We start from the raw sequence: 24,373 nt of genomic DNA, 5'->3' as shown, positions 1-24,373 counted from the left end.
ACTGATCTTTATAGAATATTTTAACGGGTGGTCGTCATTTGCTGCGCGCGGCTTGACAATTATGTAATAATGTAATTACATATAAACATGTTTGACGAATCGCATATGGATCGAATTTTCCACGCGCTGGCCCACGAGAGCCGGCGGAAAATACTCGATTTGCTCCGGGATCAGCCGGGCCAGAGCGTGGGCGTGCTCGCACAATCCTTTGATGTCAGCCGGATCGCGATCATGAACCATCTGACCGTGCTTGAAAAAGCAAACTTGGTGGTGAGCGAGAAAGACGGCCGATCGCGGCTGCTTTATCTCAATCTGGTGCCGCTGCAGATGATCCATGACCGCTGGAGCGACGAATATGGCAGCCTCTGGGCGAATCGGTTGACCGGTATCAAACAGCTTGCCGAACAAAAAACCGCACGAAAAGGGGAGGATAAATGACAGAAACAGAAAACAAGGCCGCAAAGGCGATCTACAAGGTGACGATAGACGCGCCGATTGAAACGGTCTGGAACATTCTGGTGCAGACCGATGAAGTGCTGCCGTTCTTTTTCGGTTCGGTCTGTCGCACCACAGGTTTGAAGCCGGGTGCACCGATGGCGATGCAAAGCAAGGATGGCAAATATACCAGCGTTGTTGGCGAAGTGCTCGAATTTGATCCGCCCAATCGCTACGCCCATAGCTTCAAATTCACCCAGTTTGACGACCCGCCCTGTACTGTCATTTATGACCTGAAAGAGACCGGCAACGGTACCGAATTCACATTGATCACCGAGAATGTCGCCGCTGGCACGAAAACCCAGAAATCGATGGCCCAGGGCGGTCCGTTCATCACCGGCAATCTAAAGGCGCTGGCCGAAACCGGATCACCGCTGCTGACCGGCAAAATGGTCACGTGGCTAGGACCGATTATGGGGTTTCTAACCCCCAAACAATGCCGCAGCAGCCTGTGGGCGCTCGATACAATCCACGATAAAATGCAATAGAGGAGGTTCTTATGGCGACACCGGAGGAAATGGCGGCAACCATGGTTGCCAACATGACTGAAAAAACCGGAAAATCACTGGATGCATGGCTCAAGATCGTCGGCGCCAGCGGGCTGGAGAAACATGGCCAGATGGTCAAATTTCTCAAGACCGATCACGGCATGACGCACGGCTTTGCCAATCTGGTGGCGCACCACGCGCTCAACCCGGCTGGCGATGCCGAAACCGATCTCGTTGCCGCACAATATTCCGGACCAAAGGCCGGACTGCGCCCGCTGCACGATCTGATCGTCAACCATGCGCAGACGCTGGGCAATGATGTCGAGGTCGCGCCGAAAAAGACTTCGGTCAGCCTCCGGCGATCCAAACAGTTTGCTCTGGTCACACCTGCGACCAAGTCGCGGATCGATCTCGGGCTCAGCCTCAAGGGCACGGCCTCCACCGGACGACTAGAGACCTATAACGCCATGTGCAGTCATCGGATCCGGCTGGAAACAGCGGATGATTTCGATGGGGAGGTCAAGGCCTGGATGAAACAGGCGTACGACGCCGCCTGACGCGATGCGGCCTATCGGTCTGCCAAAGTATCCGCGATAATCCGCCAGACCTTGGGGTTAAAGCCCAGGCCGAGATGCCCGCCATCAACCCGAATATTGCGGGCTTGCGGGTTATAGATATCAATCGCGATATCCGGGCCGACAATGCCGTCACGACGCGAATAGAGCACGGTCAACGGTTGCGTGATGCCAATGCTGTTGCGCGCATGGACTTCCTGCTCGAAGCGATCGAGATTGATCTGGGCCGAGCGCGCATAGCGTTTCCCCGGCGTGGTATATTTCGGACCGCCGATAATCGGTGTGCCCATGGTGATGACTTCGCGCACCAGCTCCGGCGAGAGACGCGCCACCTCGCGGGCAATGATACCACCGAGCGACCATCCGATCAGGGTGAGCGGCTGTTGATCATTGGCTTCATAACAAGCGCGTGCGGTCGCAGTGAACCGCTCGACATCGCGATCCACCGATCCCTGGTTCCGTCCCATGCCCCAGTCTTGCACCGCATAGCCCAAGCGCTTGAGAAAGCCCTCCAGCGGCCGCATGGACAATTCGCTGCCGCCATATCCGGGGATCAGGAAGATCGGACGGCCATCGCCCTTGGGAGCGGTCGCGATACGCGGCCATTGCAAGCCGAAATGAATCATATCGAGCGGGAACGCCAATTCGCTCAGCTGCGCTGCCCGATTGGGCGCGCGGAGGCCGGTGGGCATGGTAACCGGCGGCATAGGATTGGCAGTTGCGATAGGAATTCTCCGGCTAAACTCGGGGATATTCCATCAATATAGGCGTTTTGTTCGCAGGTGCAACATTTTCGCTTCAGGCGTCTTCTTCGACCCGGTCATGGTGGCCATTGCCGGGGATGATTTCGACAATCACATCGCCGGCTTCCAGGGCTTTGGCTTCAGGCTCCCAAAAACCGTAAACATCATTGCCGCGATAGATACGAACCCCGAGGCCGTCCTTGACGATATCACTCATCGCCATGCCGACTTCATCGTCGCCAACACTGCGCTGTACCAGTTTCACCCGTCCGGTCGCTGAGGCGAGATCGCCGAGATAGTCGGAAATCTTGGCACCCTCGCAACTGCCAGCGAGCAGTAATCCGGCAAAACTGACCGGGTTGATCACGGTGGTTGCGCCGGCCTGCCGGGCGAGCATTTCATTGTCCGCGGCGCGGACCGAGACGCTGATCGGCAGATGATAGGCCAGATGCCGCGCGGTGAGGACGATCAATATGCTGGTGTCATCGCGGCCCGCCGACACGATCATCGACCGCGCCCGCGAAATCTTCACGTCCATCAGCACGCCATCGCGCGTGGCATCGCCGTTGATTACGGCACAGCCCATTTTCTCGGCGCGGGCGAGTGCATCATCGGAGGAATCGATCACCACGATTTCTTCGGGATCGGTTCCGCGGGCGATGAGTTCCTGCACCGCTTCCTGACCACTGGTCCCGAAGCCCGCGATGACGATATGGTCGTGCAAATTGCTTTGAATGATTTTCATGCGCCAATTGTCCCAGGTTCGCTTAAAAACAAAATTATAGGCTGTGCCAACAAATATAAGCACAACAAAGATCCGAATGGGAGTCACCAGCAAGGCGTCAAACATGCGGGCCCGTTCGGTCACCGGCGCGATATCACCATAGCCGGTGGTGGTGATCGAGATCATCGTGAAATAGATGACATCCAGAAAACTGACATCGCCGTCATAGCTGTCCTGCAGGCCATTGCGATCAAACCAGTGGACGGCGACCGCCGCGCCGATCAGGCCAAAGACAAACAGCACCCGCCAGGCAATATCCATCCAGACCGGCATGCTGGGCCTGCGGCGCAGCGTCAGATAGTCGGAAATATTGCGGTTATAGCGCTGGGACATAGACGGATCAGGTCCGCTTCGGCAGATAAGAAGCGGGGTTTACCGGTTTCCGATTTTTGCGGATTTCAAAATGCAATTGCGGTTCCTGTACATAGCCGCTGTCGCCAGCCAAGCCTATAATATCACCGGCTTTGATCTTTTGTCCACGCGTAACGTGCAATTTGTCCGTATGACCATAGGCGGTGACCCAGCCGTCGCCATGTTTGAGCAGGATCAATCCGCCAAAAACATCAATTTCATTGCCGGCATAAGCCACCACACCGTCCGCGGCGGCGCGCACCGGCGTGCCTTTGGCGACCGCGATATTCAGCCCATCATTGACCTTGCCGCCGCCTTTGCTGCCAAAGCTCGACAACAGCTTGCCCTCGACCGGCCACTGGAAACGCCCGGCAAAACCGGACGGTGTCGCGATCGCAGTGGTGACCGGTTTGGGAGCGACCGCCTGGCGCCAGGCGGACGGCTCGGATGCCGCGGCGCCATCGGCCAGAGCCGGCTGGCTCCCGGTGACAATATCATCAATATCGAGGTCAAAGGCCGCGGCCCGCTGTTCCATGCTCATGTCTGCGGGATCCGCCGCCGCCGCAGCCGGCAACAGCAGTTTCTGCCCAACCCGCAAGATATACGGATCCTCGAGCCCGTTCAGCGCCACCACTTCACGCCATGGCGCACCATAGGCGCGCGCGATAGCAATGCCGGTTTCACCATTTTGCACGGCATGATAGCGCCCACCGGTAATGATCAACTCCTGACCGGGTTGAATGACATAAGGAGCCTCGAGCCCGTTTTGTGCGGCGATGATCTGCGATCCAGCGCCGGTTTTATTGGCAATGCCGCGCAGGCTGTCGCCGGGCTGCACGACATAGGTCTGTCCGGCCACGCTTTCCGCATTGGCGGCAACCGGCCGCGCCTGCCAGGTGGACGGCGGCGCCTCTTCGGGGGACTGACTGAAAACAGAAGAATCCGTCGCCAGAACCGGTGGTTCATCAGCAACCGGCGCCGTTTGCGGCCAGCTATAATCGCGCCCCGGCGGAATGCAGGCAGACACGCAAAGCACCAGACAGAAAATAGCAATGTTACGCATAGTGGCCCCGTTTACTGCACTCCCACCCCACTGAGAGCTTCATTTGTCTAGCAGCAATTTGACCGGTTGCCAGCCCCGCCGTCGCACAACAGCGAAGCGCAGCGTAAAATCTCGTCCATTCTGGTTTGTTTGTGCGGTAAAACGGCCTTAGCCCCGGGGTAGCTATTCCCCATATAGCGCGGTTAGCTTGTCCATCGATTCATAGTGCGTCAGGTCAAGATGCAACGGCGTGATCGACACGAAACCGTCTTCAATCGCTTCCAGATCCGTGCTGTGCGCCGGTGTTTCGACCATCGGACCAAGGCCGAACCAGTGATATTCAAAGCCGCGCGGATCGCGGTTGGTCACGATCTGGAGCCGCCCGTAGTCGCGGATGCCTTGAGACACCACGCGGACGCCTTTGACATCATTGGCCGGCAGGGCCGGAAAGTTAATATTGATCAATGTCCGATGATCCATGCTTTGCTTGATCAGCGGACGGAGGACCCGTTCCCCCCATTTCAGGGCGGCATCAAACGGGACATCATTGCCCATGTCGCCGCGCGGATAGGCCTGACTCAGTGCAATCGACGGAATGCCAGCCAACGCGCCTTCCATCGCCGCCGAGACGGTGCCGGAATAGGTCACATCTTCACCCAGATTGGCGCCGCGATTGACGCCCGAGAGGATGAGATCCGGCGGACCGCCTTTCATGATCTTGGCCACAGCCAGCATCACACTGTCGGTGGGTGTGCCATCAACCGAATATTGCTGGTCGCCGCGCTGACGAATCCGCAGCGGACGGGTCAGGGTCAATGAATGTCCCGCGCCCGAATTTTCATCCGAGGGAGCGACAATCCAGATATCGTTGGAAAAATGCTGCGCAATGTCGAGCAGGACTTTCATCCCCGGGGCGTCGAAACCATCATCATTGGTCAGCAATATGCGCATCAGCTTGCAGGCTCCAGTTTTTCGATCCCGCCCATATAAGACTTTAACGCGTCCGGAATCGTGACACTACCGTCTTCCTGCTGATAATTTTCCAGAATCGCCACCAGCGTCCGGCCCACCGCCAGACCCGAACCGTTGAGCGTATGGACAAATTGCGTGCCCTTGGTCTCGCCTTCCGGGCGGTAACGCGCGTTCATCCGCCGCGCCTGATAGTCGCCACAGGTCGAGATGCTGGAAATTTCGCGATAGGTGTCCTGACCCGGCAACCAGACTTCCAGATCATAGGTCTTGCGCGCTGTAGCACCCATGTCGCCAGTGCAGAGCAGCATCTTGCGATAGGGCAATTCCAGCGCCCGCAAGATAGATTCCGCGGCTTCCGTCATCCGCACATGTTCCGTGTCGCTGTGATCAGGATGGACAATCGCCACCATCTCGACTTTTTCAAACTGATGCTGGCGGATCAGGCCTTTGGTGTCCTTGCCGGCGGAACCCGCCTCGCTGCGGAAACAAGGGGTCAGTGCCGTCAGCCGGATCGGCAACTGCGCTCCGTTCAATATCTGTCCGTTGACGCTGTTGGTCAGGCTGACTTCTGCGGTCGGGATCAGCCAGTGACCTTCGGTGGTCTGGAACGAATCCTCGGAAAATTTGGGCAGCTGACCGGTACCGAACATTGCCTCGTCGCGCACCAGCACCGGTGGCGCGCATTCCTGAAAGCCGTTTTCCATGGTCTGCTGATCAAGCATATATTGCCCAATCGCACGTTGCAGCCGCGCCATCTGTCCGCGCAGAAAGGCGAAACGGGCACCCGACATTGTGGCCGCCGTTTCAAAATCCAGTCCCAGCGCCGGACCGATATCGCTATGTTCGCGCGGCGCGAAATCGAAACTGCGCGGCGTGCCCCAGCGATCAATCTCGACATTATCCTCTTCATCCGCGCCATCGGGCACGTCGGCGGCCGGCAAATTGGGCAGCGCCGCGAGCGTATCGCGCAATTTTCCAGCAATTTCGCGTCCCTGCTCTTCCAGCGCCGGAAGGCTCGCCTTGAGCTCCGAAACCTCGGCCATCAACGCCTGAGCGGTGGTTTCGTCGCCCTGCCCCTTGGCCTTGCCGATTGCCTTGGACGCCTCGTTGCGGCGCGCCTGGCCTTCCTGCAGAGCCGTCGCAATCTTGCGATTCTCTTCATCGAGCGCAATGATGGTCTGCGCCACCGGTTCCACTCCGCGGCGGCCCAGTGCGGCATCAAATTCTGCCGGATTTTCGCGAATTGTTTTTAGATCGTGCATGGCCAAAGCCTATGCCGAGCGCGTCGCCGTCATTCAACCCCCCAATAGCGGTTGAACGCATCGTCAGCCCACAAAAAAGCGGCCAGGTTGCCCCGGCCGCTTTGTGATTTCTTTTGCTTTGCGCGGATTACGCCTGAGCGGCTTTTTTCGCTTTGCGGCTGCGCGCGAACAAGGCCGCTGCGGCTGCACCGAACAGAAGCAGGACGGGTGGAGCCGGAACCGGTGTCCCGCCGGTTGAACCGCCTGTCGATCCGCCGCTGCTCGACGAACTGGAGCTGGAACTCGAACTGCTCGAAGAGCTGCTGCTGCCCGAAGAACCGGTGCTACCAAAGCTCGATGATCCTCCGGTTGCGCCGGATGAGGTGGAGCTTGACGATCCCGAAGAAGATGAGCTGGAAGAGCTCGAACCGCTGCTTCCCGAAGAGCCGGAGCTGCCATTGGATCCGCCGCTGCTCGACGAACTGCCGCCGGATGACGAACTTGAGCTGCTCGAGGAACCGCTGGAAGAACTGCTGCTGCCCGAAGAACCGGAGCTGCCAGACGAACCCGAACTGCCGGAGGATCCGGTGCTGCCGGTCGAACCGCTGCTGCCGTTGGACCCGCCGCTGCTCGAGGAGCTGCCGCTGGAGGAAGAGCTGGAGCTGCTCGAGGAGCTACCGGATGATCCGGAACTGCCGGAGGATCCGCTGCTGCCCGACGAGCCACTGCTGCCCGAAGACCCGCTGCTACCAGTGCTGGTATTGCCCGATGAACCACCGGGATGGCCGCTCGAGGTATTGCCGCTGGACGTGTTGCCGCTCGATCCTGAAGAACTGGACGAACTTGATGAGCTGCTTGATGAACTCGAGGAGCTTGACGAACTGCTGCCACCGGTCGACGTGCTCACGCCGCCGGTTGACGTGCTGACACCACCGGTAGAGGTGCTGACGCCGCCGGTTGAGGTGCTGACACCCCCGGTCGATGTGCTTACGCCACCGGTTGAGGTACTGATGCTACCCGAAGACGTACTGGTCGAACCGCCGGTCGAGGTCGTGGACAGGCCGCCGGTTGACGTACTGGTTGAACCGCCCGTGCTGGAAAAGCCACCGGTTGATGTGCTGGTCGAGCCGCCACTGGTCGAGCTACCGCCCGATGAGGTGCTGGTCGAGCCGCCGCTGCTGGTGGACGAAATGACGATCGAACCGCCGCCGGATCCCCCGCCGCCGCCGAAGAAGCCGCCAAAGAATCCGCCGCCGAAGCCGCCACCGCCACCAAAGCCGCCGCTGCCGCCGATCACGACAGGAACCGATCCGCCGCCGCTTTCCAGAACGGGGATTTCAGGCACAGGCGCCGGGATATAGGCCGGAGCCGGCAATGGAATCGGTTGGGCCGGTGCCTGAGCAATCGTTACGACGCTCGGTGCACATGCGGTTACGGTTTTGGTTGTTACCACCCGCCGCGTCCGCTTCACCTTGCGGGCCGACTCACCGCGCTTCAATACGCGGCCACGGATTTTTTTCTTGTCGACCTTTTTGACATAGGGCGCTGCTGGTGCTTCTGAAACGTGCACCGCGCCGCCGCCAATCAATGCCCCGCCGCATGTGCAGGCGCATAATTTTGCTAAAGCCATTCTTACCGACATAATTTTCACTCTCTTCCGCTTGGGCCCGGTTTTGGACCCTGCCTTTGACGGCAAAACCCCATTTCCGGTTCCGACATGGACCAAAAGCGCAGAATAAAAAGTTAATCACAATTGCGTTAACCTTGTTTGGAGGATGAAAATCGGAAAATTGGCGGACAACATGTCTCCAAGCACAGTTAATGTCCCGAATTGACACTATTCTTCAGTGCCTTCTTTCGATTAGATGCTGAATTATCTGACTTTTCTAATCGCTTGCACCGCACGGCCCCCATGGGAGAACGGCGCCTATGGGATGGTCCCGATGACCCGACAAACGGTCTGGTCGATAAATTATCGGACTTCCGCATATTGATCCTTGTCTCTGATCATCACGCTGTTTATAGGCGCGCTCAGTAGCCGTTTTTACGCCAACTCGGAATCGGGTTGGGGGCAGATGTTGGAGAGTAAATTGGCATCCACAGCAAAGAATAATTCGTCATCTGATCGCCGTTCGAAAGACGGTCCCGCCAAAATTGAGCTGGATCCCGATTATAAGCCCAGTGATGACGAAGAGTTTATGAACGACCGTCAGCAAGCCTATTTCCGGATGCTTCTGGAAAACTGGAAACATGACATTGTCGATGAATCCAAGGAAACTCTGGCCCATTTGCAGGAAGGCCCGATTCAGGAAGCCGATCTCAATGATCGTGCATCCAGCGAAACAGACTGGGGCCTGGAATTGCGGACGCGCGACCGGCAGCGCAAATTGACCGCGAAAATCGACGCGGCCCTGCGGCGGTTGGACGAAGGCGAATATGGCTATTGCCAGGTAACCGGAGAGCCGATTTCGCTCGAACGGTTGCAGGCCCGACCAATCGCCACGATGAGCGTGGAAGCGCAAGAAGCGCACGAACGGAATGAAAAAATCTCGCGCGACCAGTAAATACGCGATTTTCCCATAAAAACTGCCATCTTCGCGGTGAACAAAATTCATCGGCATATTAACCAATCTTCCACCATTGCTGTCCTAATAATAGCGCTCGACATCGATTTTGGATGATTGCGGGAAGCTTATGCGAGAGCCATATGACGAACATTTGGGCAATAACGGGATGACCAGCGGTCAACCCAAACGGGAAGACGACCGCGATAGTCTTTTCCTCAAAGCCAGCTTGCGGTTCGTCAACGGCGATGACTGCGGCGAAGTGCGGATTCTGCAATCTTTCCTCCGGCGGCCTGATGGCCGAAGCCCCAGTTATTGCCAAACGCGGTGACAAAGTGGAACTCGAACTGCGCAATATCGGTCGTGTTACAGGATTTGTCGCCTGGGTGGCTCAGGGTCGTTTCGGCGTTGCATTTGATCATGAAATCGACCCCAAACTGGCCCGCAAGCCGGTGGGTCAGTCGAAAGTCGAGCTGCCGCGCTATCTCAAACAGCATAGCGCCAAACAACATCCGCTGGCACACGGACAACGCCCGCGCTGAAACCAGCCGACAAATCTGCTTGATTAGAATCCAGAGGCTCAATAGGACCGTTTAATCATCTGATTAAATGGAGAGCAGGACATGGCCGGACCACTAGCGGGTATCAAAATCGTTGAATTTGCGGGAATTGGCCCCGGCCCCTTTTGCGGCATGATGCTCGCCGACCAAGGCGCTGAAGTCACCGTCCTGCATCGCCCGGGTGGAGCACCGGATGGGCGTCTGGCCCTGTCACGCTCCCGCAAATTGGTCGAAGTTGATCTCAAGTCCGAAGCCGGAATCGCCGAAGCGCGCGCGGCCGTCAAACAATCTGACGGTCTGATCGAGGGCTTTCGGCCTGGCGTCATGGAACGCCTCGGGCTCGGACCGGATGTCCTGCTCGACGACAATCCCAAACTGGTTTATGGCCGGATGACCGGTTGGGGCCAAACCGGACCGCTCGCCCATGCCGCCGGCCACGACATCAACTACATATCAATTTCAGGCGCACTGCACGCTTTTGGCCGAGAAGGCGCCAAGCCGACACCGCCGATCAACATGGTTGGCGATTTTGGCGGCGGCGGGATGATGCTGGCATTGGGCATGGTATCCGCGCTGCTCCATGCCAAGACCGGGGGGCGGGTCAGGTTGTCGATTGTGCGATGACCGATGGTTCCGCTGCGCTGATGGCGATGATTTTCGATTTCCACAATATTGGCCAATGGCGCGATGAACGCGGTGTCAATCTGCTCGATACCGGTGCGCATTTCTATGACAGTTACGAGACCGCTGATGGCAAATATATTTCAATCGGCTCGATTGAACCACAGTTTTACGCGCAGTTACGGCAAGTCGCCGGTCTCGCCGACGATCCGGATTTTGATGCGCAGATGAATCCGCAGGCCTGGGGTGCGCTGAAGGACAAGCTCACCGCCTTGTTCCTGTCCAAAAGCCGCGATGAATGGTGCGCCCTGATGGAAGGCACGGACATCTGTTTCGCGCCGGTCCTGTCGCTGGCCGAGGCGAAAGAACATCCTCATAATCGCGCCCGCGAAACCTTTGTCGATGTCGGTGGCCATTTGCAGCCAGCGCCGGCACCGCGTTATTCGGTAACCGTCTCAGACAAACCCGAACCGCCTGCCTAACCGTTCCAGAAGCGGTTGACCGCTGCGAGATAGCTGGGCCCGATCGTCAGATCCTGACCGTTTTTCAGCACCACAAAATGGCGCCGTCCGGTCCTGCGGACCGCTTCGACGAAATTTTTGCGAATGATCGTGGAGCGATGGATACGCAGAAAAATGCCGTCTGGCAGGCGTTGAATAAGAGATTGCATGGACTCGTGGACCAGATAGCTGCGATCGGTGAGGCACAGACGCATATAATCGCGGTCGGCAGTGATCCATTCGATATCGGTACAGCGGACTTGCAAGGCACCGGTGCGATCCTGCACCCACAGCGTCCGTTCGATCTCGTGATCCGGTTCCAGCGCCGGCCCTTGGCGTTTTTGACGCACCCGTCCGAACGCTTCCTTCAGCTGAACCTCCTTTACCGGTTTCAACAGATAGTCGGCCGCGTCATAGCGAAAGGCTTCGACGGCATATCTGCTATGCGCGGTGGTAAAGATAATGGCCGGTTCCTTTGGTAATCCGCGACAATGTTCGGCAACGTCCATGCCGGATATATCCGGCATATCAACGTCGAGCAGGACGATTTCCGGAGCTTGTGTTGCGATCAGTTCGATCGCTTCCTGCCCGCCCTGGGCAATGTCAATCCGGTCGACATGGGTGATCCGTTCACAGAGCGATTCAATCCGCCGGCGCGCCAGCGGTTCATCGTCAACAATCAGGACATGAAAGGACGCGTCCTGCACCATGATCAGAAATCGTGGAAAATCTGATGCTCATCAGGCAAGATAATGGTCGCCACCACCATGCCTTCGCCGTCATTGCCGGTCAGCAGAATTGCCGCTGGGCCATAGATCACTGCCAGCCGTTCGCGAATATTGCACAAGCCGGTGCCGGTGCCTGGAAGCGGATCGATCTCGAGATCCATTGCACCATCATTGGCTATGGTGAGCTTGAGACGCCCTGCGTCTTCCTGCGCCTTGACAATGATCCGGACCGGAGCGGAGGATTTGGACACACCATGTTTGATGGCATTTTCAATCAGCGGCTGGATGATCAAAGCGGGGATTTTCCAGTCCTGCACCGCCACGTCGATCTGCACGTCAAATTGCAGGCGGTCGGGAAAGCGGACCTGTTCGATCTCCAGATAGCGCACCTGTTGGGCAATTTCTTCTGAGACGGTGATCATATCGCCATCTTCGTCATGCAACACCGCGCGCATATAGTCCGCAAGACCATCGACAAGATGCTCGGCCTGCCGGTTTTTTTCATCGATGATCAGGCTGCTCACCGAATTTAGGGCGTTGAAGACGAAATGGGGGTTCAGCTGGTAGCGGAGCGCCCGCAATTCGCTTTCGCGCGTTACGATTTCGAGATTTCTGCTGTGCAACATGGCCGCCTGTGTGCGCCGGTTATTCGCCAGTGCGAGATAGATCCCGCCCCAACCAACCAGCGCCAGATAGTTGATAAAGGCGGTATCGAAGAAATGGGCATAGGACAGATGCAAGGCGGTTGTGTCATCGGGCGGGACGCTATCCAGCAACGGATTGGGATAGCCCAGAATGATGTCGGTGACGAGTGTGATTCCCAGTGCAAGCAATACGGTCGGGATGGTCAGGATCAGCACCGACAAAGCGGTTCGTCCACCGCTCTTGATCAACAAACGATAGAGCGCCCAGGTCGCGGTTACCGAAATCAGTGCGGTCAGCAAATAATCCACGCTATGATGGCCGGAATGCGGCGCGCCCCACAGAATCGATCGCGCAGCATTGACGATGAAGAAGGCAACCCAAACACCGAAAATGCTCTTCATGGCGAGATCGATATTGGTGGGAAAAATCCGCTGCCAAAATTGCGAAACCCGCGGTGACAGATTGTCAGACAAGGGGAGTGGATGCGTCGCCATTTCCTATTCCTGCGCCGGCTCCGATGGTACAGGTGCAGAGGTTGCACCTGCGTCTGCACCGTCAGTCGCCCCAATATCAGACGACCGCCCCGCTCTGGCCCGGTCAAATCCGCGTTCGGTCCGCCAGTAGGTTGCGAAACTGGCCAGCCAGTGGCTCCCCGAATAATGCGGTGTCCGCACCGATGCCTCGCCAGCCTCGCCATGGGTCTTTGCCGCGGCCAACAGCGCCGCCTTGCGGGCGTCATTGGCCGGCAGCGCGGTCGCAATGCCTTCCAGGGCCCAGGCCCGAGAGAGATTCACACCATCCAGATGCACCAGCTTGCCATCGGTAGGATCATTGACCACGCCAATTGCCAGCCATTCGCTGCCGCCATCGGTGGGAATATCTGGCAGGAAGGCGGTCAGCCATTGGGCGAATTCTGCCGGTGCCAGGACCCGCCGCATCAGGTCGGCTTCCATCAGACAGGGCGACAGGAAATCCTCGCCCGACGGTTCATAGCCAATCGGGCAATTGGTGTCGTCGCGATGGAAATCCAGCGCCTTGGCGGAAATCAGGTCGGTCATCCCGGCATCACCGCTGGCGTCTGCCCAGTCGAGGAACAGGCCAAAAGCGAACGCGGACTGGTTGTGCGTGCCGAGGCGAATGGGATAGGCCAGTTTGGGTACCCAGGATTCTATCCGGTCCACGATGATCGCTTCCAGCGGCAGCAGACGATCCAGCCAGATTTTTGCCTGCTCCCCTTTTTCACCACCGCGTTCTGCGACTTCGCGGAGCTCTGCGGTCAGTTGCAGGAACCAGGCAATGCCATAGGGACGTTCAAAGGAGGCGCGATCGTCACGATTGAAATAGGTCACCTCGCCTGCAATCTTGGCTTCGGTGAAATTGGCATCAAGGGCGGCCGCAATTTCCGCTTCCATATCGGGAACCGTGCCCTGCCCCCACAGCCGGGTCAGCAGCCAGTGCCCGTGCACGGCGCTGTGCCAGTCGAAACAGCCGTAAAAGACCGGGGTCAGCTGCACCGGCTCACGGACATCATTGGCGCTGCCGAGGACATGGCTGATTTTGTTTGGATATTGGCGATTGATACAATCGAGCGCGATCCGCGCATAGGCATGCTCCGCACGACGCGGAGATTGCTGATTGTCGGCCGGGTTCGGCGCAAGATTCTTGCGTTCGAAATATCCTTGTTCTTCTTGCTCGCCCTGACCATCTTCAGTGGCCACCGAACAGGCTGAGACCAGAATCGCCGAAAACAGCGCAACCCAAAAGCGCAGACTCATGTTTATCGCTCCCCAAAAAGCCTTTCACGCATAGAGAGGATTTGACCAAATGGCAAAACGCTATAGGGCGTTTTGTGGCTCGATAATTCCGAATTCCGGCCAACTTCCTCTATTTTCAGGATAGATAATATCGCTCAGCAACCCGCCTTGTTTCTTACCGGCAGTCCAATCAAACATGTCACGGTGATGACTCTGACCGCGAGTGTCGGTCTGCTCACCATGTTCATTGTTGATTTTGTCGACCTGCTCTACATCGCGCAACTCGGTGACAACGCGCTGACCGCAGCCATGGGATTCGCAGCCACGATTTTGTTTTTCGGAACCGCGTTCAATATCGGATTGATGATTGCCGCCAGCGCTCTGGCAGCGCGCAAGATCGGGCAAGGTGATGCGGCTTATGCGCGCCGCTATCTGACCAATATCCTGGTCTTGGCAATGATGATCATGATCCCGCTGGCTATCCTGTTCTTCGTTTTTTCGCCCCAAATTCTGGCGCTTGCCGGGGCTGATGGCCCGGCCCAAGAGGCTGCAACCAGCTATATCCGCATCGTCGCCCCGTTCATGCCGTTCAGTGTTGCGGCGATGGTATGCTCCGGCTTCTTGCGCGCTCATGGTGCCGCCCGGCGCGCGATGACGGTCACGCTCAGCATGGGCATCGTCAATGCCATACTCGATCCGATTTTCATCTTCGGTCTCGACATGGGTATCCAGGGTGCAGCCCTGGCAACATCCTGTGCGGCGATCGTGTCCGCAGTGGTCGCAATCGTACCGATCATGCGGCATTATGGTGGATTCGAGCGATTTTCCATGACTCTGTTCCAGACCGACCTCAAACCGGTCACCGCGATCTTGATTCCCGCTATATTGACAAATGTGGCCACGCCGGTGGGCGGATTTATCTCCTATCGGTTCATTGCCGACTATCCGGACGAGGTGATCGCCGGTTTTGCCGTAATTGGCCGTGTGGTGCCGGTTGCGTTCTGTCTGCTTTTTTCGCTGTCCGGTGCGGTTGGGCCGATAATCGGCCAGAATTTCGGCGCGCACCAGTTTGACCGGATCCGGTTGACGATCAAACAGGCGACTCTTTTTGCCTTTGGCTACACGGTGCTCGTGTGGCCGGTGCTGGTCCTGCTCAGCGCGCCGATCAGCAATCTGTTCAATCTGACCGGCCAGGGTCGCGACGTCTTCTGGCTGTTCGCGCTGGTCCTGACACCGTTGTTTTTCTTCAATGGCATGCTGTTCATTGCCAATGCTGCCTGCAACAATCTGGAACGCCCTTCCTGGTCGACTGCCTCAAACTGGCTGCGCAACACGGTCGGTACTCTGCCGTTTCTGTGGGCGGGGGAAGCGCTTTACGGACTGGAAGGAATCGTCATCGGTCCAGCCATTGGCGGCGTGATTTTCGGTATCGCCGCCTTTGCCTTGGCGCGCCATCTCGTGACCGTTCAGGAACGGCTTCAGGCGATCACCCCGTCGGGCTGAATCGCCCAGCGGGTGATTCGGAGGACCGCATGGGGCCGCTATAACCTCAAAACCGCAACGGGCAGCGCCACGCATTCCCTTAACCCTTTTCGGTTAGAACGACTGCACAGGCAGAATTCCTGCGTTAACCATTTAACCGCGCATGGGTCATCGTCCCAAGTTGGAACAGCCCGAAGTTTGGGACCGAAAACGGACGAAATACCTATATATTTCAGGCTTATGAGCCGTTTTGGATGATGTAAGGCACGACAGGTAAGAAATTGCGCGTACCCCCTCCCTATGTGCCGCCTCTCGGCGGTGACCGTCCGGCCCTTGCCGGACCAGCGGGCTATGTCGCGCCGGCCGCTCCTGACCCGGTTGCTGCGCCGCAAGCTCCTCCTGCTCCGGCCAAACCCGCCACCACAGCGGCACGCGCAGCGACGCTCCCGCAATCTCGCAGTCTCCCGCCACAGCAGACTCAGCGACGCTGGTATGCCCTTACGATACGCGAGCGGGTTCTGCTTTCGGTGCTGCTGGTCTGTCTCCTGCTGGTACCCGCCACCTTGCCCAAGGCCAGCGTCGAGGCGCAGCCCTTCACTCCCAGCGATACCAGTCTGCAGGCGGTGGAACGTCCGGAAGAAAATTTTGCCGGGTCGGCCTTTTATTTCATCGATCCGGGCTATGCCATTCCTCAGAATTACAGTGAACTGGCGATTGATCCGCTCGCCGAGCTGGGCGATGGCGATCTGGCAGGCGGTCTCGCTGATCCGCTCAGTCCGGATGGAACGGCATCCGTGTCCGCCAACTATATTCGTCCGGTGGCCTTCAAGGCATCTTTGATTGACAATAACCGGGCCCAGCAATGTCTGACCTCGGCGATTTATTATGAAGCCGGACTCGAACCGGACGCGGGTCAACGGGCGGTTGCCCAGGTTGTTCTCAACCGGGTACGCCACCCAAGCTATCCCGGCACCGTCTGCGGCGTGATTTTTCAAGGCAGCGAACGGCGCACTGGCTGCCAGTTCTCCTATACGTGCGATGGCTCGCTCCGCCGTTCGCCGTCAAAATTTCACTGGAACCGGGCAGCCAAGGTCGCCGCCGCCGCCTTGTCCGGCCAGATCGAATCTCCGGTCGGCACCGCGACTCACTATCATACCACCGAGATCTATCCCTATTGGGCCCCTAGCCTGCGTTTCCTGGGGACGATCGGCGCCCACCGTTTCTACAGCTGGAAAGGCAGCGCAGGCCGGTCCAGCGCCTTCAGCCAGCGCTATCGCGGCGGCGAACCGCTCCCGGCACCGAAACCGCGCAAATATGACAGCATGCCAGCTTCCACGCTGGATCCGATTGCGCTGGAAAAAGCCTATGAGGCTGGCCGCAAGAAAGCCGAGGCGGAAGCCGCCAAATCCGAAAAGGCCGCAGCAATGGCAGCCGATACGGCCCGCCGTCACAGCCGCCCGGTGCCACCCGTCTCGCTTGGTACGCCCAAAGCCTATCAGGCCCCGCGCTACAGTAAGGAAGCCGCTCAGAAAGGCGGCGAAAAAGCCTTTGCGGGCCAGAAGTTACCGGGCGTCAGTCAGATCAAACCGGAATATCGCGACGCGGGAACCTGGAAGGCCGAACCGGGAAGCTAGCGGCAATGCGTTGGTTTCCAGCGCAACCAAAGCCCGCTTTTGCTTGCCTTCCCCCTTGAAACGCGCCTAAAGCCTTCCGATTTCAAAATGAAGAGACTGGAGCAAAGATATGGCGACGAACTGGACGCCAAACGGCTGGAGAAACCACGAAGGGCTGCAAATGCCCGACTATCCCAACGCGCAAAAACTCGCCGAGACCGAGGCGTTGCTGGGGAGCTATCCACCGCTCGTCTTTGCTGGCGAAGCGCGCAGCCTGAAAGCCGATCTCGCCGAAGTCGCCAAGGGCAAGGCGTTTCTGTTGCAAGGCGGCGATTGCGCCGAAAGCTTTGCGGAATTTCATCCCAATAATATCCGCGACACGTTCCGGGTCATTCTGCAAATGGCGGTGGTGCTGACCTATGCGTCGAAAATGCCGATCGTCAAACTGGGCCGGATGGCGGGCCAGTTTGCCAAGCCCCGCTCGGCTCCAACGGAAACCCAGAATGGCGTGGAAATGCCAAGCTATCGCGGCGACATTATCAACGGAATCGAATTTGAAGCGGATCGCCGGGAACCCGATCCCGACCGCATGATCCGTGCGTATAATCAGGCAGCCGCAACCCTCAATTTGCTGCGCGCCTTTTCAACCGGTGGTTATGCGAATCTCCAGCAGGTTCACGGTTGGACCCATGACTTCATGTCGCGCAGCCCGTGGGCGAAAAAATTCGAAGAAATGGCCGACCGAATTGGTGAAGCGCTGTCCTTCATGGAAGCCTGCGGGATCAACCCCGACACGGTGCCGCAATTGAAGGCGACGTCTTTTTACACCAGCCACGAAGCTTTGCTGTTGCCCTATGAGGAAGCGCTGACCCGGCAGGACAGTCTGACCGGCGACTGGTATGACACCAGCGCGCATTTCCTGTGGATTGGCGATCGGACGCGCTTTGAAGGCTCGGCCCATGTCGAGTTCCTTCGCGGTATTGGCAACCCGATTGGTATGAAATGCGGTCCTTCACTCAAACCGGATGACCTGCTGAAAATGCTCGACACGCTGAACCCGGGGCGGGAAGAGGGTCGGATCACATTGATCTCTCGCTTTGGCCACGACAAGGTCGAAAGCGGCCTGGCGCCGCTGGTTCGCGCGGTCAAACAGGAGGGCCATCCGGTGATCTGGTCGTGCGATCCGATGCACGGCAACGTCATCAAGGCCGATAGCGGATACAAGACCCGGCCATTTGAACGGATCCTTGCCGAAGTGCGCGGCTTTTTCGCTGTCCATCGCGCCGAGGGCACTTTTGCTGGCGGTATCCATTGCGAAATGACCGGTCAGAATGTCACCGAGTGTACCGGCGGCGCCGTCGCGATTACCGATGAAGCGCTTGGCGATCGCTATCACACCCATTGCGATCCGCGTCTCAACGCCGCCCAGTCGCTGGAACTGGCATTCCTGCTTGCCGAAATGCTCAATCAGGAATTGACCGACCGCGCGCGAGAGGCGGCCTGACCATGGCCGACAAGATCAAGCCCGAACGGATGCGGCCGGAAGATTATGCAGCAGGAGAATCGCCGATGAGCCGCGGGGCCACCTACGTCCGCAAAGAGATTGTCCGCAATGGCGTCGGCTTTGGCAGCGCCCTGGCGATTGTCATCAGCTTCACCACCCACAAGTCGATCATCTGGGCGATTATTCACGGCTTTTTGTCGTGGCTGTACGTGATCTATTATGCGCTAACCCGCTAAGCGGCACGCGCGGTTGGTGACAAGTGTAAAAATTGCGCTATTATAGCGGTGATTTCCAAGGGAACCGCATGTCTCGAACCGCGATTAGCTTCTTTTCCGCCCTGGCGCTGTTGACCGGTTGTGCGGGTCCGATTGAAACCCGGATCGAGACCAGGGCCAATGAGTTGCTGCCAACCCAGAAGCAATATCGCTTTGCCGAGCAGCCCGAACAGGTCAATGCCGATTATCTGTTGGCCCGGACCGCGGTTACGAAGGCACTGGCAGACAAACAGTTTGTGATGGTCGAGAATGCCGGGATATTGCTGCATATCGCCTTGGCGGACCGGCCGGCTGACATTGCGATCACGGTCGGCGATGACCAGGCGCAACGGCCTGTCGCCGTGGCCAAGGAGCAAAAACTACTGCAGTCCTGCAAGGACCGCGAACATCGTTTGTCGATTTCGATGACCGATGCCGCCAGCGGCAAATTGCTCTATTCCGGACAGGCAGCGGAATATCACTGCAAAGGCAGCGTGGCGCAATCCCTGCCATTTCTCGTGAATGGTGCGCTCAAAAATCTGGGAGCAGAACCCCAGCCCGTCGGCGTCGAGACGCAAACCCGCGCCGGTATCGAATAGCCGCTACATAATATCAGGAATATCCGGCGCCAGCGGCAACAAGACGGTAAAACACGCGCCCCCTGCACGAACATTTTCGGCGCTGACCGAACCGCCATGCCGTTCGATCACCGCCGACACAAAATTCAAGCCCAGCCCCGCGCCTTTAACATTGCCTTTGGCGGCGCTGTCATCACTGACAAAGCGGTCAAATAGATGGTCGAGCAAATCTGGTGCAATCCCCTTGCCCTGATCCAGAATCGACACGGACACGAACGGGAGCTGGTCAATGCTGATCTGGCGCAGGGTGATCGCGATCTTGCCATTGTCCGGGCTGTACTTGATCGCATTGTCGATCAGGTTCACGAACGAACGGTAGAGGCTGGACGGTTCGCCAACAACGAACGCCCCCTCCGACTGATCGTCGACCATCGCCGCGATTCCACGCATATTAGCGAGCGGCCAAAGGCTGTCATTCGCTTCGATAACCAGCTCGGACAGCAAGATATCTTCGCCGGAAAACTCGCTGGATTTGATCCGTGCAAGCCCGACGAAATTGTCGGCCAGGGCCAGCGTTCGGCGCGCATGGCCTTCGATGCGCTGGGTGGCATCAGTCTGGCTTTCGCCATTGAGCAACGCGAGGATCGCGGCTTGCGGCGCGCGCATATCGTGTGACAGAAGCTGCAGCACTTCTTCCCGTTCCTCGGCCGCATTGGCGACCACGGTAATGTCGGCCAGATAATGGATATGCCCGCGCAGTTCACCGTCATCGGACAATATCCGCGCCCGCCGCATGGCAAATATTTCGCCCTTCAGCGACGTGAAGTCGACATAGTCATGCTCCCGGTCCTGCATCGCAAGCGCCAGATAGTCCTTCACATCCCCAATATCTGCCGGTGATACAAATCGGTTGAGCATGTCATCCAGCACCAGATCCTGCACCCCGTCCTCCACCCCGGTCTGCGCCAGCTTGTTGACAAATTTGACCTTGCCATCAAGACCGGTGATGAACATCGGATCCGGCAAATTGATCAAGGCGTCGGAAATGAATCGCCGCAAATCGCGCATATGGGTGATCGCATGGGCCAGTTCCTCAGCCTGTTCGGTCACCACATCCACCGGTCCCAAGGGCGTCCGCAGGACCGGAATATCCGGCGCTTCGGATCGGTAGTCTTTCAGTTCTTCATCCATGAAATCGCTGGTTGCCTGCAACCGGCGCCAGCCCCACACCGGATAGACCAGCGCCAGACCAACCAGCGCAGCTCCCGGCGCAAACCAGATGTTGAACAACAGCAACAAGGCGCTGGCGAGACACAGCGCAATAATCAACGCGAAGGACATCAGAATTGTCGTGCGCGGACGCCAGCGCCAGAATCCAATCAACAATATCCAGACCGGAATCAGCGACAGAACCATCAACAGCCCCTTGCTGACTGGCGTGATAAAATTGTCGGTCTTCATTCGGTCGAGCATATTGGCCATGATTTCAACACCGGCCATCGTTCCCCCGTCACCGAGCGGAACCGGGTGCTGGTCACCAAGCCCCTGGGCTGTGGCACCGACCAGCAACGTCCGGCCACGCAGCAATTCGTTCGGCACTTCCCCATTGACGATGGCCGCATAAGAAATTTGGGAAAACGCACCCCGTCGGGAATAAGGCATCAACAAGGATTGTTGGCAGTCCCGCAGATTCGTGAAAGCGGGCGATGGCTGGCCCTGGACCGCGCGATAAACCTGTTCCATCAGATGCGGCCAGCCCGCGCTCGCATCCGCACCGGCATCCGTCGTCGCCGCCGTGGCTTTATTACCGAAGCACAAAGCGGTGCGGCGCACCACGCCATCGCGATCGAACAGCAGATTGACGTGACCGAGCCCGTTCGCTGCCGCCGTAAACGGGGCAATCGGCTCCTTCACGTCATAATCTGCACCGTCGCGACCGGGAAATACATAATGCAGCGGGAGAAACAAATTGACGTTGCGTGACGCCGCCTCAGCCAAAGCGCTGTCCTCCTCGGGAGTTCCCGGCTCGCTCAGCAATATATCAAAGGCAATGGCGGCGGGCTGGGCGGCAGCCAGCCGGTCCATCAAAACCGCGTGGCGATCGCGCTGCCATGGCCATTTGCCAAAAGCCGCCAGACTGTCTTCGTCAATCGCGACGATCAGGATGTCTTCGGACGCCTCCGGGCGATCAAGATCCGAAAGCTGATCATAAATCAGATTGTCGAAGCTCGCGAGGCTGTTCCAATAGATCAGCGCTGCGATAACCAGCGATGCGACAAACGCAACTCCGGCCCACTCAATCCCCAGACGGCGGCGCAGTTTCATTGATTATCAGATCTCCACACCCGACGCTTTTGCCCCCGATGCGTTCGAGCGTCTAGCCCGCAACCGTCAATTTTTCGAAGTCGGTCCATTTCTGGAACACCTCGGCGTCGGACGGATCGTCGGAATATTGGGTGACGCCAACCCTCCAGAAATATTCACCATCGGGCAGATCGGACAAGGTGATGACCGTATCGGTAAGGCCAGTTTCATCGACCGTTGGCAAGTTTGCCGGATCTCCGCGAACCAGCTGGAAGCGATAGACTCGCTGGCCCTTGCCCTGGCCGGTCCATTTGAAACGATATCCAAAATCCCCTTGACCAGCACTGCCGCTCAAGGTGCTGAGCTGGCGCTTAAACGCATAGGTCGCGGGCATTCCTTCAAAACCGTCGCCATCAAAAGCTGTCGCCTTGGCAAAATAGCGCCCGTCTTCGAGGCCCGGCAAGACCAGTGACACATTATCAGCCTGCTGCTCGGCAACAATATCAACAAAGCCGGCATCGGTTGAGATCACAACCCGGTGCCCCACCGCGGCGGCGCGGGGTTCAATAGCGAACGAGAGCGCCTCCTCCGATTGCACCTTGGCCGGATCGAGCAGAACCGGCGGGGTTAACAGATCGGCCTTGGCAAGATCTCCGGTCGTGTTAGCGGCTACTCCGGTTCCGGCAGGCACCGCAATCACTGTCGCGCCCGTGATCGTCGCGCCGGAAGCGACATCGACCAACCCTTCAACGGTTTCCGAAAACGCGGTGCCAGTCGCGGCATCTACCCGCGTGCGATAGTCGGTTCCCCGGACAGCGGAAACCGCCACCGGTGTCCGCACCCGATAGCGATCCGCATCGCGGTCCAGCGGACTGACTTTCGAGCGCATCCGGCCGCTTTCCACGGACAGTTCATAATCGATGCTGTCGGTCAGCAATATGTGCCGCAGCCGGGTGATCCGGATCTTGCTGTTGGACGGCATCGACAGGCGGGAGCCATCTTCGAGTTCGAGCGTCAGAAATCCACCAGCGGCGGTGGTCAACCGACTGCCCTCGGCAACTTCCAGACCCGGTGCCGGTGTTATCGTGCGTCCGCCGGACTCAATCGCCACGCCGCCGCGAAAGGCACTGACATTCGCCGCGCTTGGACGAAATTTCAGCAACCGAAATGGAATGGCAACGGTTTTGCCGACCGGAATGAACCGCGGATTGGCGATCCGGTTCAACCGCTGTACGGTGCGATAATCGCTGCGTTTGCGGAGATATTTGGTTGCCAGTTCGATCAGTGTATCGCCACGCTTGAACGTGTAGTTCACCCGCTCCTGACCCGCAGAGGCTTGCGCCGATACCGGGGCCGGTGTCAGCATCAAAGATGCGAGCAACAGCAGCACGGCGGCGCCTGCCTGCGTTCGGCGCTTCGGAAATATTCGAGTTGCGGTAAGACGTAAGCTCATCATTATCCCGCGTTGCCAAGTGACTCCAGACGATAACCATAGCCGAATACGGTAAAAATCCGAAATCCATTCTCTGGTGTCAGGGACAATTTAGAGCGCACCCGCGAAACGTGCATGTCGAGCGTCCGGGTCGCCAGATGCGCATTGGTCCGCCAGACCGTCTCCATGATATAGCGACGGGACAGCGTCCGGTCACGGTTGCGGAACATCAGATCAGTCAGTTCAAACTCTTTGGCGGTCAGCGAAATTTCCTTGTCCTTGTGGCGGACTTTCTGGTCGATCCGGTCGAGCAGATAGTCGCCATATTGCGCGGATGTTTCCATCGCAGTGGCACCGCTGCTCCGCCGCAATATCGCGTTGATCCGCGCGGCAATCACAGCAGGGTCTTCAGGCTTGGTGATATAGTCATCAGCCCCGGCGTTCAGCGCGTCGCTGATATCCTGCTTGGCGGTGCGGCTGGTCATCATCATCACCGGCGGCCGGTCATCAACGGCATCTTCCATCCATTCGAGAATCTGGATTCCGGTTTTGCCCGGCATGTTCCAATCCAATATGACAAGATCAAATGTATCGCGCAGCAACGCATTGGTGAGCGCATTGCCATCAGAATAGCCGACCACGACATGGCCCTGCTCTTCCGCGATGGTCTTCAGAAAGTTGACAATCTCGTGATCATCATCCGCAATCGCTATACGCATATCTCTTCCCCGGCGAGCCTGTTATCGAATCCCAGTTCGATTGCGCTCTCTTAAATTTCCCACCCCCTATGGTTTATCTCTATTTTTACGGACTTTACCAGAACAACAGCACGCAATTTACAATCCTTTACATAAAGCTACAGTATTTTCTGATAAACCGGGACTGAAATCGTCACGGACCAGTTCTCGAGGGTCGCATCAAGCCGGTGGGTTCGCTCGCCGGCTTTTTCGTGCGCCGGACCGCAACGACCGGGATGAATCGCCATTCATTCCCAAAGCGGATCATGCGTCGGCAAAGGCCGGTCATCATTCAGATTGCAAGGAATTTGGTTGGGGTGGCAGGATTCGAACCTGCGCATGGCGGCATCAAAAGCCGCTGCCTTACCACTTGGCGACACCCCAATAGTGCACCGCTTGATCAGCG

General features: G+C 57.9%; 22 protein-coding genes, 1 tRNA gene and 1 pseudogene. 12 read left to right on the top strand and 12 right to left on the bottom strand.

What is annotated here, in order from left to right:
• Positions 1-105: 105 nt before the first annotated feature.
• The 3 genes from ACZ1GS_RS02530 to ACZ1GS_RS02520 are packed head-to-tail and all read left to right on the top strand — an operon-like array spanning position 106 to position 1,540.
• Positions 106-438 carry an ArsR/SmtB family transcription factor gene (locus ACZ1GS_RS02530; protein WP_472696924.1) on the top strand — a complete coding sequence of 111 codons (333 nt, stop codon included), beginning with the start codon at positions 106-108 and terminating at the stop codon, positions 436-438.
• The gene (locus tag ACZ1GS_RS02525; RefSeq protein ID WP_472696923.1) at positions 435-983 is read left to right on the top strand and encodes an SRPBCC domain-containing protein; all 549 of its coding nucleotides are present in this window, start codon (positions 435-437) and stop codon (positions 981-983) included. The genes ACZ1GS_RS02530 and ACZ1GS_RS02525 overlap by 4 nt, the downstream gene beginning before the upstream one ends.
• Before the next feature lie 11 nt (positions 984-994).
• Positions 995-1,540, top strand: coding sequence for a DUF5655 domain-containing protein (locus tag ACZ1GS_RS02520; protein ID WP_472696922.1), 546 nt, complete (start codon positions 995-997; stop codon positions 1,538-1,540).
• Positions 1,541-1,551: 11 nt separating this feature from the next.
• On the opposite strand, the gene ACZ1GS_RS02515 is transcribed toward ACZ1GS_RS02520, so the two are convergent.
• From ACZ1GS_RS02515 to serS, 5 genes are all read right to left on the bottom strand, one after another.
• A complete protein-coding gene (locus tag ACZ1GS_RS02515; RefSeq protein ID WP_472696921.1) occupies positions 1,552-2,250 on the bottom strand; it encodes an esterase/lipase family protein in 699 nt (232 codons plus the stop codon).
• Between the two features lie 106 nt (positions 2,251-2,356).
• On the bottom strand, positions 2,357-3,418 hold the full coding sequence (locus ACZ1GS_RS02510) for a potassium channel family protein (RefSeq protein WP_472696920.1): 1,062 nt from the start codon (positions 3,416-3,418) through the stop codon (positions 2,357-2,359).
• Positions 3,419-3,425: 7 nt separating this feature from the next.
• Positions 3,426-4,499, bottom strand: a complete 1,074-nt coding sequence (locus tag ACZ1GS_RS02505; protein ID WP_472696919.1) for a peptidoglycan DD-metalloendopeptidase family protein — start codon at positions 4,497-4,499, stop codon at positions 3,426-3,428.
• Between the two features lie 162 nt (positions 4,500-4,661).
• The gene (gene surE / locus ACZ1GS_RS02500) at positions 4,662-5,429 is read right to left on the bottom strand and encodes a 5'/3'-nucleotidase SurE (protein WP_472696918.1); all 768 of its coding nucleotides are present in this window, start codon (positions 5,427-5,429) and stop codon (positions 4,662-4,664) included.
• Positions 5,429-6,712, bottom strand: coding sequence for a serine--tRNA ligase (gene serS, locus ACZ1GS_RS02495; protein WP_472696917.1), 1,284 nt, complete (start codon positions 6,710-6,712; stop codon positions 5,429-5,431). Before serS ends, surE begins: the two co-directional genes overlap by 1 nt.
• Positions 6,713-6,864: 152 nt before the next feature.
• Between serS and ACZ1GS_RS02490 the strand changes: the two genes are divergently transcribed.
• The 4 genes and pseudogenes from ACZ1GS_RS02490 to ACZ1GS_RS02475 all read left to right on the top strand — a co-directional run bounded on the left by ACZ1GS_RS02490 (position 6,865) and on the right by ACZ1GS_RS02475 (position 10,918).
• On the top strand, positions 6,865-8,052 hold the full coding sequence (locus tag ACZ1GS_RS02490; RefSeq protein ID WP_472696916.1) for a hypothetical protein: 1,188 nt from the start codon (positions 6,865-6,867) through the stop codon (positions 8,050-8,052).
• Positions 8,053-8,781: 729 nt separating this feature from the next.
• Positions 8,782-9,255, top strand: coding sequence for an RNA polymerase-binding protein DksA (gene dksA / locus ACZ1GS_RS02485; RefSeq protein WP_472696915.1), 474 nt, complete (start codon positions 8,782-8,784; stop codon positions 9,253-9,255).
• A gap of 296 nt (positions 9,256-9,551) precedes the next feature.
• Positions 9,552-9,797, top strand: a complete 246-nt coding sequence (locus tag ACZ1GS_RS02480; RefSeq protein WP_472696914.1) for a hypothetical protein — start codon at positions 9,552-9,554, stop codon at positions 9,795-9,797.
• 81 nt (positions 9,798-9,878) lie between these two features.
• Positions 9,879-10,918: pseudogene (locus tag ACZ1GS_RS02475) on the top strand (CaiB/BaiF CoA transferase family protein).
• Here ACZ1GS_RS02475 and ACZ1GS_RS02470 read toward each other — a convergent pair.
• Genes ACZ1GS_RS02470 through ACZ1GS_RS02460 form a run of 3 tightly spaced genes read right to left on the bottom strand, consistent with a single transcriptional unit; the run spans position 10,915 to position 14,084 of the window.
• The gene (locus ACZ1GS_RS02470) at positions 10,915-11,646 is read right to left on the bottom strand and encodes a LytR/AlgR family response regulator transcription factor (protein ID WP_472696913.1); all 732 of its coding nucleotides are present in this window, start codon (positions 11,644-11,646) and stop codon (positions 10,915-10,917) included. The pseudogene ACZ1GS_RS02475 and the gene ACZ1GS_RS02470 sit on opposite strands and share 4 nt — an antisense overlap.
• A gap of 2 nt (positions 11,647-11,648) precedes the next feature.
• On the bottom strand, positions 11,649-12,803 hold the full coding sequence (locus ACZ1GS_RS02465; RefSeq protein ID WP_472696912.1) for a sensor histidine kinase: 1,155 nt from the start codon (positions 12,801-12,803) through the stop codon (positions 11,649-11,651).
• 3 nt (positions 12,804-12,806) lie between these two features.
• Positions 12,807-14,084 (bottom strand): DUF2891 domain-containing protein, encoded by a 1,278-nt coding sequence (locus tag ACZ1GS_RS02460; RefSeq protein WP_472696911.1) that lies wholly within the window; start codon positions 14,082-14,084, stop codon positions 12,807-12,809.
• 147 nt (positions 14,085-14,231) lie between these two features.
• Here ACZ1GS_RS02460 and ACZ1GS_RS02455 point away from each other — a divergent pair, with 147 nt between their 5' ends.
• The 5 genes from ACZ1GS_RS02455 (at position 14,232) to ACZ1GS_RS02435 (ending at position 19,515) form a co-directional block, all read left to right on the top strand.
• A complete protein-coding gene (locus ACZ1GS_RS02455; RefSeq protein ID WP_472696910.1) occupies positions 14,232-15,566 on the top strand; it encodes an MATE family efflux transporter in 1,335 nt (444 codons plus the stop codon).
• Positions 15,567-15,826: 260 nt separating this feature from the next.
• Positions 15,827-17,179, top strand: coding sequence for a cell wall hydrolase (locus tag ACZ1GS_RS02450; protein WP_472696909.1), 1,353 nt, complete (start codon positions 15,827-15,829; stop codon positions 17,177-17,179).
• A gap of 109 nt (positions 17,180-17,288) precedes the next feature.
• The gene (locus ACZ1GS_RS02445) at positions 17,289-18,662 is read left to right on the top strand and encodes a class II 3-deoxy-7-phosphoheptulonate synthase (protein WP_472696908.1); all 1,374 of its coding nucleotides are present in this window, start codon (positions 17,289-17,291) and stop codon (positions 18,660-18,662) included.
• 2 nt (positions 18,663-18,664) lie between these two features.
• Positions 18,665-18,898: a hypothetical protein gene (locus ACZ1GS_RS02440; RefSeq protein WP_472696907.1), complete on the top strand. Its 234-nt coding sequence runs from the start codon at positions 18,665-18,667 to the stop codon at positions 18,896-18,898.
• A gap of 68 nt (positions 18,899-18,966) precedes the next feature.
• On the top strand, positions 18,967-19,515 hold the full coding sequence (locus tag ACZ1GS_RS02435) for a hypothetical protein (RefSeq protein ID WP_472696906.1): 549 nt from the start codon (positions 18,967-18,969) through the stop codon (positions 19,513-19,515).
• 3 nt (positions 19,516-19,518) lie between these two features.
• Here ACZ1GS_RS02435 and ACZ1GS_RS02430 read toward each other — a convergent pair whose 3' ends face one another.
• From ACZ1GS_RS02430 to ACZ1GS_RS02415, 4 genes are all read right to left on the bottom strand, one after another.
• The gene (locus ACZ1GS_RS02430; RefSeq protein WP_472696905.1) at positions 19,519-21,819 is read right to left on the bottom strand and encodes a CHASE2 domain-containing protein; all 2,301 of its coding nucleotides are present in this window, start codon (positions 21,817-21,819) and stop codon (positions 19,519-19,521) included.
• A 52-nt stretch (positions 21,820-21,871) separates the two neighbouring features.
• Positions 21,872-23,188: a FecR family protein gene (locus ACZ1GS_RS02425; RefSeq protein ID WP_472696904.1), complete on the bottom strand. Its 1,317-nt coding sequence runs from the start codon at positions 23,186-23,188 to the stop codon at positions 21,872-21,874.
• 65 nt (positions 23,189-23,253) lie between these two features.
• Complete coding sequence (locus ACZ1GS_RS02420) at positions 23,254-23,949, bottom strand: response regulator transcription factor (protein ID WP_472696903.1); 696 nt, start codon at positions 23,947-23,949, stop codon at positions 23,254-23,256.
• 327 nt (positions 23,950-24,276) lie between these two features.
• Positions 24,277-24,351, bottom strand: a tRNA-Gln gene (locus ACZ1GS_RS02415).
• Positions 24,352-24,373: the final 22 nt, after the last annotated feature.

The organism is Parasphingorhabdus sp. W113, assembly GCF_055693205.1.
Note: the sequence above shows the minus strand (reverse complement) of the source record. Positions and strands in the feature narration are given on the sequence as shown.